Annotated in this window: 15 protein-coding genes; 10 read left to right on the forward strand and 5 right to left on the reverse strand. The window is 67.7% G+C overall.

Translation table 11 applies throughout. The annotated features are described in order from the left end of the window. Positions 1 to 35: 35 nt before the first annotated feature. On the reverse strand, positions 36 to 1,472 hold the full coding sequence (pyk, locus tag GJG85_RS13935) for a pyruvate kinase (protein ID WP_050014704.1): 1,437 nt from the start codon (positions 1,470 to 1,472) through the stop codon (positions 36 to 38). On the opposite strand from pyk, the gene GJG85_RS35225 reads away from it, so the two are divergent. Next, positions 1,471 to 1,599 (forward strand): hypothetical protein, encoded by a 129-nt coding sequence (locus GJG85_RS35225; RefSeq protein WP_256975618.1) that lies wholly within the window; start codon positions 1,471 to 1,473, stop codon positions 1,597 to 1,599. The two genes, pyk and GJG85_RS35225, sit on opposite strands and share 2 nt — an antisense overlap. A 157-nt stretch (positions 1,600 to 1,756) precedes the next feature. Here the strand turns inward: GJG85_RS35225 and GJG85_RS13940 are convergent, their stop codons facing one another. From GJG85_RS13940 to GJG85_RS13950, 3 genes are all read right to left on the reverse strand, one after another. Then, positions 1,757 to 2,953 carry a phosphoglycerate kinase gene (locus tag GJG85_RS13940; protein ID WP_050014551.1) on the reverse strand — a complete coding sequence of 399 codons (1,197 nt, stop codon included), beginning with the start codon at positions 2,951 to 2,953 and terminating at the stop codon, positions 1,757 to 1,759. A 280-nt stretch (positions 2,954 to 3,233) separates the two neighbouring features. Further along, positions 3,234 to 3,557, reverse strand: coding sequence for an AzlD domain-containing protein (locus GJG85_RS13945; protein ID WP_050014552.1), 324 nt, complete (start codon positions 3,555 to 3,557; stop codon positions 3,234 to 3,236). Further along, entirely contained in the window at positions 3,554 to 4,309 is a 756-nt protein-coding gene (locus tag GJG85_RS13950) for an AzlC family ABC transporter permease (protein WP_204383381.1), read from the reverse strand. The genes GJG85_RS13945 and GJG85_RS13950 overlap by 4 nt, the downstream gene beginning before the upstream one ends. 206 nt (positions 4,310 to 4,515) lie before the next feature. Between GJG85_RS13950 and GJG85_RS13955 the strand changes: the two genes are divergently transcribed. From GJG85_RS13955 to GJG85_RS13980, 6 genes are all read left to right on the forward strand, one after another. Then, positions 4,516 to 5,439: a branched-chain amino acid transaminase gene (locus GJG85_RS13955; protein WP_006477940.1), complete on the forward strand. Its 924-nt coding sequence runs from the start codon at positions 4,516 to 4,518 to the stop codon at positions 5,437 to 5,439. Between the two features lie 50 nt (positions 5,440 to 5,489). Next, positions 5,490 to 5,684 carry a zinc-finger domain-containing protein gene (locus tag GJG85_RS13960; protein WP_006482499.1) on the forward strand — a complete coding sequence of 65 codons (195 nt, stop codon included), beginning with the start codon at positions 5,490 to 5,492 and terminating at the stop codon, positions 5,682 to 5,684. A gap of 140 nt (positions 5,685 to 5,824) precedes the next feature. Further along, on the forward strand, positions 5,825 to 6,862 hold the full coding sequence (gene waaF / locus GJG85_RS13965) for a lipopolysaccharide heptosyltransferase II (protein ID WP_050014556.1): 1,038 nt from the start codon (positions 5,825 to 5,827) through the stop codon (positions 6,860 to 6,862). Positions 6,863 to 6,977: 115 nt separating this feature from the next. Next, complete coding sequence (locus tag GJG85_RS13970; RefSeq protein ID WP_050014558.1) at positions 6,978 to 7,424, forward strand: nuclear transport factor 2 family protein; 447 nt, start codon at positions 6,978 to 6,980, stop codon at positions 7,422 to 7,424. Between the two features lie 33 nt (positions 7,425 to 7,457). Beyond that, positions 7,458 to 8,495, forward strand: coding sequence for an alpha/beta fold hydrolase (locus GJG85_RS13975; RefSeq protein WP_050014560.1), 1,038 nt, complete (start codon positions 7,458 to 7,460; stop codon positions 8,493 to 8,495). Beyond that, a complete protein-coding gene (locus GJG85_RS13980) occupies positions 8,488 to 9,075 on the forward strand; it encodes a DUF2946 family protein (RefSeq protein ID WP_050014561.1) in 588 nt (195 codons plus the stop codon). Before GJG85_RS13975 ends, GJG85_RS13980 begins: the two co-directional genes overlap by 8 nt. 36 nt (positions 9,076 to 9,111) lie before the next feature. Here GJG85_RS13980 and GJG85_RS13985 read toward each other — a convergent pair whose 3' ends face one another. Next, entirely contained in the window at positions 9,112 to 10,806 is a 1,695-nt protein-coding gene (locus tag GJG85_RS13985) for a M48 family metalloprotease (protein ID WP_204383382.1), read from the reverse strand. 269 nt (positions 10,807 to 11,075) lie between these two features. Between GJG85_RS13985 and moaC the strand changes: the two genes are divergently transcribed. The 3 genes from moaC to GJG85_RS14000 all read left to right on the forward strand — a co-directional run bounded on the left by moaC (position 11,076) and on the right by GJG85_RS14000 (position 15,271). Beyond that, positions 11,076 to 11,564, forward strand: a complete 489-nt coding sequence (gene moaC / locus GJG85_RS13990) for a cyclic pyranopterin monophosphate synthase MoaC (protein ID WP_050014564.1) — start codon at positions 11,076 to 11,078, stop codon at positions 11,562 to 11,564. A 121-nt stretch (positions 11,565 to 11,685) separates the two neighbouring features. Beyond that, positions 11,686 to 14,373 carry a type VI secretion system Vgr family protein gene (locus tag GJG85_RS13995; protein ID WP_204383383.1) on the forward strand — a complete coding sequence of 896 codons (2,688 nt, stop codon included), beginning with the start codon at positions 11,686 to 11,688 and terminating at the stop codon, positions 14,371 to 14,373. Further along, a complete protein-coding gene (locus GJG85_RS14000) occupies positions 14,366 to 15,271 on the forward strand; it encodes a hypothetical protein (RefSeq protein WP_050014566.1) in 906 nt (301 codons plus the stop codon). Before GJG85_RS13995 ends, GJG85_RS14000 begins: the two co-directional genes overlap by 8 nt. The last annotated feature ends 48 nt before the right edge of the window (positions 15,272 to 15,319 follow it).

A 15,319-nucleotide genomic window follows, 5' to 3' on the forward strand; every position in this document is an offset into this window, starting at 1 on the left:
GTCTGCCGGCCGGCGCGATGCGGTTCAGCCGGCGCTCAATAGTGCTCGCCGACCCGCACGATCTTCAGCGTGTTGGTGCCGCCCGCCTGCCCCATCGGCTCGCCGACGGTCAGCACGACCATGTCGCCGTGCTGCACGTAGCCCTGCTTGACGACGATCTCGAGCGCGGCCTGCAGCGCCGAATCGCGGTCGCTGTTGAAGTCGACGTGCAGCGGCGTCACGTTGCGGTACAGCGCCATCGTGCGCTCGCTGCCGACGCGCGGCGTCAGCGCGAAGATCGGCACGTGCGTGTAGTGACGCGACATCCACAGCGCGGTCGCGCCCGATTCGGTCAGCGCGATGATCGCCTTCGCGCCCAGGTGGTACGCGGTGAACAGCGCGCCCATCGCGATCGACTGGTCGATCCGCGTGAACGTGCGGTCGAGGAAGTCCTTGTCCAGCTCGACTTCTTCCGACTTTTCCGCCTCGACGCACACGGCCGCCATCGTCTCGATCGTGACGACCGGATACTTGCCGGCAGCCGTCTCGGCCGACAGCATCACCGCGTCGGTGCCGTCGAGCACCGCGTTCGCGACGTCCGACACTTCCGCGCGGGTCGGCACCGGCGCGTAGATCATCGATTCCATCATCTGCGTCGCGGTGATCACGAGCTTGTTCGACTCGCGCGCCATCCGGATCATCCGCTTCTGCAGCGCCGGCACGGCCGCGTTGCCCACTTCGACCGCGAGGTCGCCGCGCGCGACCATGATGCCGTCGGACGCGTCGAGGATGCTCTGCAGCGCCGGAATCGCCTCCGCGCGTTCGATCTTCGCGATCATCTTCGGCTTGATGCCGTACGGCGCGCCCGCGATGTTCGCGAGCTGGCGCGCCATTTCCATGTCGGTCGCGTTCTTCGGGAACGACACCGCGACGAGGTCCGCGCCGAGCGACATCGCGGTGCGGATGTCCTCCATGTCCTTCGCGGTCAGCGCCGGCGCCGACAGGCCGCCGCCCTGGCGGTTGATCCCCTTGTTGTTCGACAGCTCGCCGCCCACCTTGACGATCGTGTGGATCTCGTCGCCGAGCACGCGCTCGACGGTCAGCACGATCAGGCCGTCGTTCAGCAGCAGCAGGTCGCCCGGCTTCAGATCGCGCGGCAGCTCCTTGTAGTCGAGGCCGACGCGCTCGTCGTTGCCGAGTTCGCAGCCCGCATCGAGGATGAACGGCTGCCCCGGCACGAGCGTGGTCTTGCCGTTCTCGAACTTGCCGACGCGGATCTTCGGGCCCTGGAGGTCGGCCATGATCGCGATCTCGCGGCCAACCTTGCGGGCGGCCTCGCGCACCATTTCGGCGCGCTGGCGGTGATCGTCGGCCGTGCCGTGCGAAAAATTGAGCCGCACGACGTCGAGGCCCGCCTGCATCATCTGCAGCAGAATCTCCGGCGAACTGGATGCCGGGCCGATCGTGGCGACTATCTTGGTGGCGCGCTGCATGAAACTCCTCATCTGGATCAAGGTGGATGCGCTGGGTGAAACGCTGCGAGAGCCGGAACCGGCAGGCCCAGCGGCCGCCGTTCCGGGGGGCGTGCCGGTGCTGGCGCCCGGCATCGCTTTGTTCTGAATCTCGTGGTGCTGCACGGCCGCGTCGCCGGCGGCCGCCGGTGCGCGCGGGGCGGTGTTCGCCCGCGCGGGCGCGCGTGTGCGCTTGCCCGCGCCGGCCGGCTGCTCCGCTTTCGCGGAGCGCGCGGCCTTCGTCACCCCTGCGCGCGCCGCCACGCTCAGGCCGCCCGCGTTTCGAGCACTTCCACCGCCGGCAGCTTCTTCCCCTCGAGGAACTCGAGGAAGGCGCCGCCGCCCGTCGAGATGTAGCTGACCTGGTCGTGGATGCCGTACTTCGCGATGGCCGCGAGCGTGTCGCCGCCGCCCGCGATCGAGAACGCGGACGATTTGGCGATCGCTTCGGCGAGCGTCTTGGTGCCGTTGCCGAACTGGTCGAACTCGAACACGCCGACCGGGCCGTTCCACACGATCGTGCCGGCCTTCTCGAGCTGGCTCGCGAGCGCCTTGGCCGTATCGGGGCCGATGTCGAGGATCATGTCGTCCGCTTCGATGTCGGCGACCTGCTTCACCGTGGCCGCGGCCGTCGGCGAGAATTCCTTCGCGGTGACGACGTCGGTCGGGATCGGCACCGATGCGCCGCGCTCGCGCGCTTCGTCGATGATCGCCTTCGCCTCGGCGACGAGATCGGCTTCCGCGAGCGACTTGCCGATCGACAGGCCGGCCGCGAGCATGAACGTGTTCGCGATGCCGCCGCCGACGATCAGCTGGTCGACCTTGCCGGCCAGCGACTTCAGGATGGTCAGCTTGGTCGACACCTTCGAACCGGCGACGATCGCGACCAGCGGGCGCGCCGGGTTGCCGAGCGCCTTGCCGAGCGCGTCGAGTTCCGCAGCAAGCAGCGGGCCCGCGCATGCCACGGGCGCGTACTTCGCGATCCCGTGGGTGGTCGCCTCCGCACGGTGCGCGGTGCCGAACGCGTCGTTCACGTACACGTCGCAGAGCTTCGCCATCTTCTGCGCGAGCTCGTCCGAATTTTTCTTCTCGCCCTTGTTCACGCGGCAGTTCTCGAGCAGCACGACCTGGCCCGGCGCGACGTTCACGCCGTTCTCGACCCAGTTCGCGACGAGCGGCACGTCGCGGCCGAGCAGGTCGGCGAGACGCTTCGCGACCGGCGCGAGCGAGTCTTCCGGCTTGAATTCGCCTTCGGTCGGACGGCCGAGGTGCGACGTGACCATCACCGCCGCGCCGGCGTCGAGCGCGGCCTGGATGGCCGGCACGGACGCACGCACGCGCGTGTCCTCGGTGATGTTGCCCTGGTCGTCCTGCGGGACGTTCAGGTCGGCGCGGATGAACACCCGCTTGCCGGCGAGCTGGCCGGCGGCGATCAGGTCGGTAAGACGCTTGACTTGGCTCATGTTGAACAGATTGAAGTGGTGGATGGGGAAAGGGGGTTCACGCTGGACGTGCGCGGGCTGCCGCGAAAGGGCGCCGGATGCGGCCGTGGCTGGCGGTTCGCAAGACGCGCACGGGTAAAAAATCTCGAACGGGCATTCTAGCCGATCCATCCGGCAGACTGACCCGTGCGACGGCGAATTCCGCCTATTTGGGATCGCGCGCCGGAACGGACGAATTGCTGCATCGCAGCAAGACAGGCGCACAGCCGGCCGGCAGTGATCGGGCCGGAACGGCGGCGCATCAGAAGATCAGCCGCAGTGCGGTGAACACGAGCATCCCGATGACGATCGTGCCGAGCATGCTGCGCCGCCACAAAAACCAGCCGAGGCCGGCGAGCGCCGCGTAGAACGGATGATTGGACAGCCCGAACGACAGTCCGGCCGGCGTTTCGAGCACGTCGGGCAACACGACGGCGACCAGCGCGGCGGCCGGCGCGTAGCGCAGCGCGCGCTGCGCGCGTTCGGGCAGCACGGTGCGCTCGCCGCCGATCAGGAACAGCGCGCGCGTGACGGCCGTGACGATCGTCATCCCGACGATGACGATCCAGATCTCGGTCGCGCTCATTCGATGTCCTTTTCGTGCACGGTTTCGGTCCGGATGCGCCGCCAGTCGGCGCGCTCGACGAAGAAATCGGCCGCGCAGCCGGCCGCGAGCGCGGCGAGCACCGCGATCGGGAGCGCGAGCCGGTACGGCAGGTCGAACGCGATCAGCGACACGATGCCCGCGACCGCGACGGCCGCGAGCGTCGAGCGGTTCGCGACCGCCGACACCATGATCGGGATCAGCGCGAGCGTGCCGGCCAGCTCCAGCCCCCAGCTCGCGGGAAAGGCGCTCGCGAGCAGGATGCCGGCGAGCGACGACACCTGCCACGACGCCCAGCTCGCGAGCGCCATCCCCCAGAAATACGCTTCCTTGCCCGGCACGCGGCCGTACGCGAAGCCCTGTTTCTGGAACAGCAGATAGATCACGTCGCCGTTGAAATAGCCGATCGCGAGGCGCCGCCACAGCGGCAGGTAGGAAAAATGGGGCGCCAGCCCGGCGCTGAAGATCACGAAGCGCAGGTTGACCATCGCGGCCGTGAGCAACACGGTCCAGATCGGCAGCTTCGCCGCGAGCAGCGGCAGCACCGCGAGCTGCGACGAGCCCGCGTAGACGAACAGCGACATCGCGCTCGCCTGCCCGAGCGTCATCACGGACTTGCTCATCGCGATGCCGGTGACGAGCCCCCAGGACAGGATCGCCATCAGTGTCGGGGAATAGTCGCGCGCGCCCTGGATCAGCGCGAAGCGGTCGGTGGCGGACAATCGAGCGAGCATCGGAAAGCGGGCCGCAGCGGGCGGTTCGTCGGGACGCCGGCGCCTCCTGCCGTGCGACCCATCGTTATTGGAATCGGTACCGGACGATTATAGCGCCGGCCCCGTGCCGCCCGACCGGATCGTCCCCAAATGACGCTAAAATAAGCGTCTTTCCGGTTCAACGCTGCACACCACCCGCAGCACATCACCGCTTCCAGGAGAATCCTATGTCAATGGCCGACCGCGACGGCAAGATCTGGATGGACGGCAAGCTGATCGACTGGCGCGACGCCAAGATCCACGTCCTGACCCATACGCTGCACTACGGCATGGGCGTCTTCGAGGGCGTGCGCGCGTACAAGACGGCCGACGGCGGCACCGCGATCTTCCGCCTGCGCGAGCACACCAAACGCCTGCTGAATTCGGCGAAGATCTTCCAGATGGACGTGCCGTTCGACCGCGAAACGCTCGAAGCCGCGCAGCTCGCGGTCGTGCGCGAGAACCATCTCGAGTCGTGCTACCTGCGCCCGATCATCTGGGTCGGCTCGGAAAAGCTCGGCGTGGCCGCGAAGGGCAATACGATCCACGTCGCGATCGCCGCGTGGCCGTGGGGCGCGTACCTCGGCGAGGACGGCCTCGCGAAGGGCATCCGCGTGAAGACGTCGTCGTTCACGCGCCACCACGTGAACGTGTCGATGGTGCGTGCGAAGGCATCCGGCTGGTATGTGAACTCGATTCTCGCGAACCAGGAAGCGACGGCCGACGGCTACGACGAAGCGCTGCTGCTCGATGTCGACGGCTACGTGTCCGAAGGCTCCGGCGAGAACTTCTTCCTCGTGAACAACGGCAAGCTGTACACGCCCGACCTGTCGTCCTGCCTCGACGGCATCACGCGCGACACGGTCATCACGCTCGCGAAGGACGCCGGCATCGAGGTCATCGAGAAGCGCATCACGCGCGACGAGGTCTACACGGCCGACGAAGCGTTCTTCACCGGCACGGCCGCCGAGGTCACGCCGATCCGCGAACTCGACAACCGCACGATCGGCAGCGGCGCGCGCGGCCCCGTCACGGAAAAGCTCCAGTCGGCGTTTTTCGATATCGTGTCGGGCAAGAACGCGAAGTACGCGCACTGGCTGACGAAGGTCTGAGCGCGCCGCGCCACCGACCGCCCCACACAAGAGTGATAAGAGAAAGTCTCATGAGCGAAATCAAGGAAATGCCGCTGGTCGAGCTGACGGCCAAGGATCTTCCCGCCTACTGCCCGAACCCGGCCATGACGCGCTGGAATGCGCACCCGCGCGTCTTCATCGACGTATCGCACGGCGAGGCGCGCTGCCCGTACTGCGGCACGCGCTACAAGCTGCGCGACGGCGAGGTCGTCAAGGGCCACTGAGCCCCGGCGGCCGGGCCTGACGGCCCGCCGACCCGCAAGGCGGCGCAGCCGGCAGTCCGGCGCGCCGCCCTTCCCCATTCTGGCAACCCGAACGCGGCGCCCGTGCGCCGTGCTTCATTACGACATCGGAAGTCGACCTGATGCGTCGAGCGCTGGTTATCGCACCGAACTGGATCGGTGACGCATTGATGGCGCAGCCGCTTTTTGCGCTGCTGAAAAAGCTCCATCCCCGCATCGCGATCGATGCCGTCGCACCCTCCTGGGTCGCGCCCGTGCTCGAGCGGATGCCCGAGATCCACGATGTCTACGCGACCGATCTCGCGCACGGCAAGCTGCAGCTGCTGCGCCGCTGGCAGCTCGCGAGCGACCTGCGCGACGTCGGCTACGACGCGGCGTACGTGCTGCCGAATTCGCTGAAATCCGCGGTGATCCCGTGGCTCGCGAACATTCCGCTGCGCATCGGCTATACGGGCGAGCACCGCTACGGGCTGCTGAACGTGCGGCACGCGAACCCCGACAAGTCGGGCGAGCGGCCGCCGATGACGACCCACTACGCGGCGCTCGCGTACGCGCCGGGCGCGAAGCTGCCCGAGTCGATGAAGACGCTGCCCGCGCCGCGCCTGGACGCCGACCTGAACGAGACGGCGCGCGTGTCCGCACGTTTCAATCTCGATACGCGCAAGCCGCTCGTCGTGTTCTGCCCCGGCGCCGAATACGGCCCGGCCAAGCGCTGGCCGCCCGAGCACTTCGCGTCGCTCGCGACCATCGTCCACCAGTCGTTCCCGTATACGCAGATCGTCGCGCTCGGCTCGCCGAAGGATTCGGCCGCCGCGCAGGCGATCGCCGACCACGCGCCGAACGTGCGCAACCTGTGCGGGCAGACGTCGTTGTCCGAGGCGTGCGCGCTGATCGCGCGCGCGAACGCGGTCGTCACCAACGATTCGGGGCTGATGCACGTCGCCGCCGCGTTGCGCCGGCCGCTCGTCGCGTTGTACGGATCGACCGATCCGCGCCATACCCCTCCGCTGTCGGACCTGGCGAAGGTACAATGGTTACATCTCGAATGCAGTCCCTGCTTCGAACGCGAGTGCCCGCTCGGCCACCTGAAGTGCCTGCGCGAACTCGGTCCCGAGCAGGTATTCGGCGATTTGCGCGGCATGCTCGTCGGGCAGCGCTGACCCTGACCGGCAGCGTCGCACGGCGCGCCGGGCAATCCGATTCACCGGTGTACGGCGGCTCGATCCGGGCCGCCGTGCTGAATACGGCGCGCGATGCGCGCGAGAGACCACCCCGATGCCACGTTTTGCCCGCCTGTTCGAAGCTGCCGCCGATACGCTGAACGCCTACTACCAGGCCGTCGCGGATGCCAATCTCGACGCGCTGCTGGCGCTGTGGATCGACGAGGATTTCGCCAGCTGCGTGTGGGCGGACGGCGAGCATCTGCACGGCCTCGACCAGATCCGCAGCGGGCTGGGCAATCGCCTCGCGACGCGCCCCGTCACGATCGAGCCGCTCGACATCCGCGTGTACGACAGCCTCGGCACGGTCGTCTATACGATCGCCGAAGCACATCAGCAGGCCGACCTGACGGCCGAACCCGACATGGTTTTCGCGACGTACGTGATGATCCACGAACGTGGCGAATGGCGCATCGCGCACATCCACGCGAGCCCGATTCCTGAACGAGCGGCCGGACAATTCGCCGCGAAGATCCGTCACGGGCAGGGTCCGCTGCACTGACGAAAAACGAAGCAACGCATTAGCGGGGCGATCATGAGTACGGCTTCTCCGCCCACCTCGCCGCTGACCGGGCCCCCGGCCCCCGACGACGATTCATTGCGCTATCGCGCACCGCGCTGGCTGCCCAACAGCCATGTGCAAACCATCGTGCCCGCGCTGTTCGCGCGGCGGCCGGTAGTCGGTTATCGGCGAGAGCGATGGGAAACGCCCGACCATGACTTCATCGACCTCGACTGGGTCGCGCACCTCGACAGCGCGGCACCGGCGCCCGACGCGCCGCTGTTCGTGCTGTTCCACGGCCTCGAAGGCAGCTCCGGCTCGCACTACGCGCTCGCGATGATGGCCACCGCGCGCGCGCACGGCTGGCACGCGGTCGTCCCGCACTTCCGCAGTTGCAGCGGCGAGATCAACCGGCAGCCGCGCTTCTACCATCTCGCCGACAGCGCCGAGGTCGACTGGATCCTGCGCCGGCTCGCCGCGCAGCACCGCGGACCGCTGGTCGTGGCCGGCGTGTCGCTGGGCGGCAACGTGCTGCTGCGCTGGCTCGGCGAGCATCGCAGCGACACGTCGATCGTGCGCGCCGCCGCCGCGATCTCGACGCCGATCGACGTGCATGCCGGCGGCCGCGCGCTGTCGCAGGGCTTCGCGATGGTCTACACGCGCAGCTTCCTGAAGACGCTCAAACGCAAGGGGCTCGCGAAACTCGAACAGTATCCGGGGCTGTTCGACCGCGACGCGATGCTGCGGGCCGTGACGATGCGCGACTTCGACGAAGTCGTGACCGCGCCGCTGCACGGTTTCGCGAACGCGGACGACTACTGGACCCAGGCGACGACGCGCCCGCTGCTGCGCGCGATCGACGTGCCCACGCTGATCCTCAACGCCCGCAACGACCCGTTCCTGCCCGAATCGGCGCTGCCGGGCCCGGCCGACGTGTCGCCGGCCGTCGAGCTCGACCAGCCCGCGCACGGCGGCCACGCGGGCTTCATGACCGGGCCGTTCCCCGGCCGCCTCGACTGGCTGTCGGCGCGGGTGTTCGGCTATTGCTCGAAATTCGTCGACCATGGATGACATCGTCAGGCAGGCGCTCGCCAAATGGCCGAACGTGCCGCATTGCACCGGCTGGCTGCTGCTCGATCGGCGCGGCGCATGGCGGCTGCGCGACGACGCCGCGCAGGCGGCCGGCGAGCTCGGCTCGCCGATCCGGCATGCGGCGCTGAACGCGTTCATCGGCCGCAACTACGCATGCGACGCGCAGGGCCAGTGGTTCTTCCAGAACGGGCCGCAGCGCGTGTACGTCGAACTCGCCTATACGCCGTGGGTCGTGCGGCTCGCCGAGCATGACGGGCAGCTTGCGCTCACCGACCAGACGGGCGCCCCGTTCAAGCCGGAGGCAGCGTGGCTCGACGACGGCGGCGGCGTGCTGTTTCGCGACGCCGGCACGCCCGCGCGCATCGCGGCGCTGCACGATCACGACCTCGGGCTGTTCGCCGATCACGCGGATTTTGATGCCGAGCCGCCCGTGCTGCGCTGGCGCGACGGCCGTACGCTGCCGCTCGGCAGCATCGCGTGCGCCGACGTACCGGCACGGTTCGGCTACGTCGCCAGCCCGGCGCGCCGCGCGCGCGACGCGGCCGACAGCGACCAGTGAGCGGCGGCGCCGGCCGCGTTCGCCGCGCGATGGCCGCTACCCGCGGCCGTTCTTCTCGTCGTCGCGCTCTTCCTTGTAGCGCGCCTCGAATTCCAGCAGCCGCGCGCCGATGATCGACTGCTCGTAGAACGACACGTCCTTCGCGTCGCGCGCTTCCTTCAGTTGCCGGATCGCCGATGGCCACGCGCCGTCGAGCGCCAGTTTCTCCGCCAGCGCGCGGCGCCGCGCGAGCACGTCGCCCTTGCCGTCGCTCGCCTTCGCGAGGTAATCCCACCAGTCCGGCTGTTCGGGGTCGGCCTTCGCCTGCGCCCGCGCGAGCGTCTGCGCGTCGGCGAAGCGGCGCGCGGCGATCAGCGCCTGCAGGTGCGCGACGATCGCCGCGTGCGACGCCGGCCAGCGCCGCTGCGCGAGCGCCGACAGCCGTACCGCGTCGTCGGTCCGGCCCGCGCGGCGGGCGATGTCGGCGGCCAGCACGTCGAGGCTCGGCGAACGGGTGGCCGGATCGTCGTCGCGCCGCTCGCGCTCGTCGAACGCGCCGCGCGCCGACGCGAGCGCCTTGTCCGCCGCATCGTACTGGCCGAGCAGCGTGTTCGCGAGCGCGATGCCGTACCAGTTCGCCGCGACGTTCGGCGCGGTGCGATCGTCGATCTCGAGCTGCATCCGGCGCGCCTCGGCCGAGATGTCGGTCGGCGCCCGGTTCTGCAGGATGCGCAGCCGCGCGCGCACGAACCCGTATTCGGCCGACTGGCGCGGTTGCCGGTACGGCGCGCGGCGCGCACGATCCTCCATGTCCGCAATCCGCTCGCCGGTCAGCGGATGCGTGCGCGCGTAGGCCGGCACGCCCGCATCGCCCATCGACGCGCGATCGAGCCGCTCGAAGAAGCCCGGCATCCCATACGGGTCGTAGCCGGCTCCCGCGAGCAACTGGAAGCCGACGCGATCGGCCTCGCGCTCGGCCGAACGCGAGAAGCGCAGCTGGTTGTCGACCGCGTACGCCTGCCCGCCCATCGCGATCGCGCTGCCGAGATCGCCGCTGCGCGCGAGCACGCCGGCCAGCACGCCGAGCAGCATCGTCGCGAGCGCCGTGTAGCCGCTCTTCTCGCTCGCGCCGATCATCCGCGCGATGTGCCGCTGCAGCACATGCCCCATCTCGTGGCCGACCACAGATGCGAGCTCCGACTCCGTCTGCGTCGTCACCACCAGCCCGCTGTTGATCCCGATGAAGCCGCCCGGCATCGAGAACGCGTTGATCTGCGGATCGCGCACCGGGAACAGGTCGAAGTCGGGCGTGTAGCCGCCGATGTAGCGCGCCGCCGCCGCGGCCGCGAGCCGCGCCGCCATCGCGTTCAGGTAGTCGCGCACGAGCCAGTCGTCGAGATAGTCGGGATCGCGCCGCACCTCGCGCATCACGCGCTCGCCCAGCCGGCGCTCGGCCCGCGGCGTCAGCGCGCCGCCGGAGCCGTCGCCAAGATCGGGCAGCTCCAGCGCACGCAGCGGCGCGCGCAGGCTCGCGACCGGCGCCGACGCACCGTCCGCGCCCGAGAACCGGCTCTCCGCGCCGCCGTACGTGCCGAACACGCCGGTCGCGATGCCGGACGGCACGGTGGATATCGACGTCGCGCCGCCCGCTGCCGGCTCGAGCGGCGGCGCGGCGGCGCTCTGCGCATGGCCGCCCGGCGGCAGCGCAAGCGCGGCCGACAGCGACACGGCAAGCAACTGTTTGACACGCATGGCAGGATGAATACGACGCCGTCCCGCGCGAGCGGCGCGCATCGCGGCGTTTGGTCTGAATATTCGGGTCATTGTACCGGCGCCGCGACGACTGTCCCGTGCCGCGCATGCGTCATCTGCGCGTCCGGCAACGCGAACGCCGCTGCTATGATAGGCGCCCGCTGCGCGGTTGGATCGGTTCGTCGCGCCGGTACGGGATTCGAAGCGCGGCTGATCACGGAGCCGGATCGACGGACGTGCGCGCGCACGCCGTTCCACGAGAGGAAGACATGTCAGGACTCACCCATTTCGATGCCGCCGGCCATGCGCACATGGTCGACGTCGGCGACAAGCAGGAAACGCGGCGCATCGCGATCGCGCGCGGCACGATCCGGATGCTGCCGGCCACGTTCGCGCTGATCCGCGACGGCAAGGCCAAGAAAGGCGACGTGCTCGGCGTCGCGCGCATCGCGGCGATCCAGGGCGCGAAGCGCACGGCCGATCTCATTCCGCTGTGCCACCCGCTCGCGCTGACGCGCGTGGCCGTCGACTTCGAACTCGACGACGCGCTGCCGGGCGTGCATTGCGTCGTGCAGGTCGAGACGTTCGGCCGGACCGGCGTCGAGATGGAAGCGCTGACGGCCGTCCAGGTCGGGCTGCTGACCGTGTACGACATGTGCAAGGCCGTCGATCGCGGGATGGTGATCACCGATGTGAGCGTGCGCGAGAAACGCGGCGGGAAGTCGGGGGACTGGAAGGCGGAAGACGCGGCGGGCTGAACGGCCAGGGCGCAGCCGGCCCGCAAATTCGAGATAAAACCGTTTATCTCATACAATTACCGGATTCCGCACGAGAGAGCGTGCGAACCAGCAAAACAGCACAACAAAGCGAGCCCTGGTGATGAATTCGCAAGCGTTAAGAAGCGCGTTGCTGGCCGGACCGGTCCAGCACGCGCGCCTCGTCAAGCTGGATACCCCGCTCGGTCCTGACGTCCTGTTGCCGCAGCGGGTCGCGGGCCGGTCGCGGCTCGGGCGCCATTTCGAGTTCACCGTCGATACCGTGTCGGTATCCGACGACGTCGAACTCAAGAAACTGATCGCGCAGCCGGTGACGCTCTGGATCCAGCAGGCCGACCAATCGTACGCGCCACACCACGGCTATGCGCATGCGGTCCGCCGGCTCGGATCGGACAGCGGCGTCACGCACTACCAGATCGTCTTTGCATCGTTCCTGCACTTCCTGAAGTTCCGCCGCGATCAGCGCATCTGGCAGGACCGGTCGGCCGACGACATCATCGCCGACGTGTTGAACCAGCACCCGCAGGCCCAGGGCCGCTTCACGTTCCAGCTTTCCCGGCCGCTGCCGTCGCGCTCGTTCTGCATGCAATACGAGGACGACTGGAATTTCGTGCATCGCCTGATGGAATCGGAAGGCCTGTACGGTTTCTGGGAACAGGACAAGGACGGCAAGTCGCACCGGCTCGTCATCGTCGATCGGCTCGATGCGTTGCCCGCGCTGTCGCCGCGAACCGTGCGCTTTCATCACGCGGGCACGGGCGACGAAGCCGACACGCTCGTCCAGTTCACCGGTACGCGCACGCTGCGCAGCGTCGCGCGCGCCACGCGCACGTTCGACTACAAGCAGCCGCCCACCGCGTCGAATCCGAAGGCCACCCACACGCCGACGATCGCGAACCAGGGCGACCTGCCGGGGCAGCTCGAAGTCTACGAATACACGGGTGCGTACACGTATCCCGAGCAGTCGCGCGGCGACCATCTGTCGAAGATCTGGATGGAAGAACAGGAATCGCAAGCGAAGCGCTTTCATGGTGTCGGCGGCGTGCGGCGCATGGACGCGGGACGCACGTTCGCGTTCGCCGATCATCCCGAACACGACAAGGACGATGCCGGTCAACGCGAATTCGCGGTGATCGAGACGACGTGGGTCATCGTCAACAACCTGCCCGTGGCCGACGAGTCGGCCGTTTTCCCGCACAGTCTGCAGGCCGAGATCGGCCGCATCGTGCAGGCAGGCGATACTCCGCTGTCGCGTGTGCGTCATCCCGACGGCACCGAGGGCTTCTATCAGATCCGCATCGAAGCGCAGCGCACGACGGTGCCGTTCCGCAGCCCGTTCGAGCATGCGAAGCCGCCGATGCACCTGCAATCCGCGATCGTCGTCGCCCCGCAGGGCGAAGAGGTCCACACGGACGCGCTCAACCGGGTCAAGGTCCGCTTCCACTGGGACCGCCTGAACGACGGCGACGAAAAGGCATCGTGCTGGCTCCGCGCCACGTCGTCCGATTCGGGCAACGGCTACGGCGCCGTTCACCCGCACCGCAGCGGCGAGGAAGTGCTGGTCGACTTCGTCGGCGGCGACTGCGATCGTCCGATCATCGTCGGCAAGGTCTACAACGGCGCGACGAGTCCGCAATGGCACAGCAACGGGATCCTGTCCGGATACCGGTCAAAGGAATATGCGGGCGCCGGCTACAACCAGCTGGTACTGGACGACGCGACGTCGCAGAACCGCGTGCACCTGTACAGCAGCCAGACCAACGCACATCTGCATCTGGGCTACCTGATCGACCACGCGGGCAACAACCGCGGCAGCTATCTCGGCAGCGGCTTCGACCTGCGCTCGGACGCCTACGGCGCCGTGCGCGCGAACCGCGGGCTGTACGTCACGACGCATCCGAAGCAGGCGGCAAGCCAGCCGCTCGACGTCGACGAGACGCGGGAGCAGCTCGTGCGCGCGGAAGGACTGATCGACGCGATGTCGCAGGTCAGCGCGCAGCATCAGGGCGAGTCGCTCGACCCCGGCCACTCGGCACTGAAGCAGTTCGCCGATGCGACGCGGAACAGCGTGAGCGGCGGCACGTCGGGCGGGCGGACGGCCGGCGGCGGAACCGGCAGCGCGAATGCGTTCAAGGAGCCGGTCATGCTGTTCGGCAGCCCGGCCGGCATCGGGATGTCCACGCAGCAATCCGCGCAATTTGCCGCGGACCAGCAGATCAACCTCGTCAGCGGACAAAGCACGCACGTCGCCGCCGGGAAATCGCTGGTCGCCAGTGTCCTCGACCGGATCAGCCTGTTCGCGCAAAACGCGGGGATGAAGTTGTTCGCCGGCAAGGGCAAGGTCGAAGTGCAGGCGCACGCGGACAACATCGAGCTGACCGCGCAGAAGGCGCTGAAGCTGATCGCCGTCACGCAGTCGGTCGAAGGCGCCGCGGCGAAGGAAATCCTGCTGACGTCCGGCGGCGCCTATATCCGCATCGCGAACGGCAACATCGAGGTGCATGCGCCCGGCAAGATCGACATCAAGGGCGCGCAGCATGCGTTCAGCGGCCCCACCCACCTGTCGCAAGCGATGCCGACGCTGCCGAACTCCAACGGCAACTACGACCAGGCGTTCATCGCGCACTGGGCCGGCACCGACATCCCGGTCGCGAACACGCGGTACCAGATGTTCTCGAACGGACAACTGATCTCGGAAGGCGTCACCAACGCGGCAGGCGAGACAGGGCTCACGCAGAGCCACGTGCCGCACGACGTCGTCGTCAAGTTTCTGGGGAAATCGAATGGCTGACGGACAACAGGACAAGGTGCTCGGAACCGGTGCGGCGATGCTCACCCCGACGGGATACCAGGATCGGCCGAAGGTACAGATCAACATCTGCGACAAGCATGTGACGCCGGCGGCGGATTCCATTATCGGAACGTGCCCGTACTACTACCGGCCGCTGCATGGCGAGTACTGGGAAACGGTCGAAAAAGTCAGCACGTCGAGTATCTGGGCAACCGTCAAGAAATTCGCGACGTCATGGGATCCGTGGAAAGACACGAAAGTTGCCCGTGAACTGCTGCATCGGCGGGAGAACCTGATACAAGCCGAAAGCACCGATTCCGACTGGTCCCGCCACGGCAATTTCATGATGCGTCATATCGGATGCGGGCATAAGCCGCCGGGATATTACGTCAGCTACGGTTACTACTATTGCTCGAATTACGGCAAATACCTGCTCCCGCAATTGAGCGACAAAGGCAAGGCGTGGCTTGCGAGCGCACGCTGGTTCCTGCAGCATTATCTGGAACAGGGTTTGCAGCAGAACATGCGCGGCGACACCATTTCGATCAGGGGCAAGAAGCCGAACAGCGGCGGTTGCGAGATGAACGTGCCGCAGTACGCGCTCGAACTGGATGACGACACCTTCAAGACGTACGCGTTCAAGACCCACCCTCTCGCCTATCTCGACGGCGGTCTGGCCGGGCTCGGGCCTGTCGATATGTACTACATCCTGAAGCAACCCAACGCCCAGGAATGGGGTGATCTCAGGACATTCTCCCAGGCATTCGACAGCGGTGTCGGCGTGGGCAAACAGTACGTCGACAATACCGTCGAATATGCGAAAAAGGCCGGTGATGCCGTCAACGAACATGTCATCGACCCTGTTGCACAGGCAATCGAAAAACTGATGCCGAAATGAAATGACGAAAAAATTCCTGAAGCTGTCGCTCGGTGCGGCAGTCGTGCT

Origin of the sequence: Burkholderia sp. MS389, from assembly GCF_016899425.1 — a bacterium.
GTDB lineage: Bacteria > Pseudomonadota > Gammaproteobacteria > Burkholderiales > Burkholderiaceae > Burkholderia > Burkholderia sola.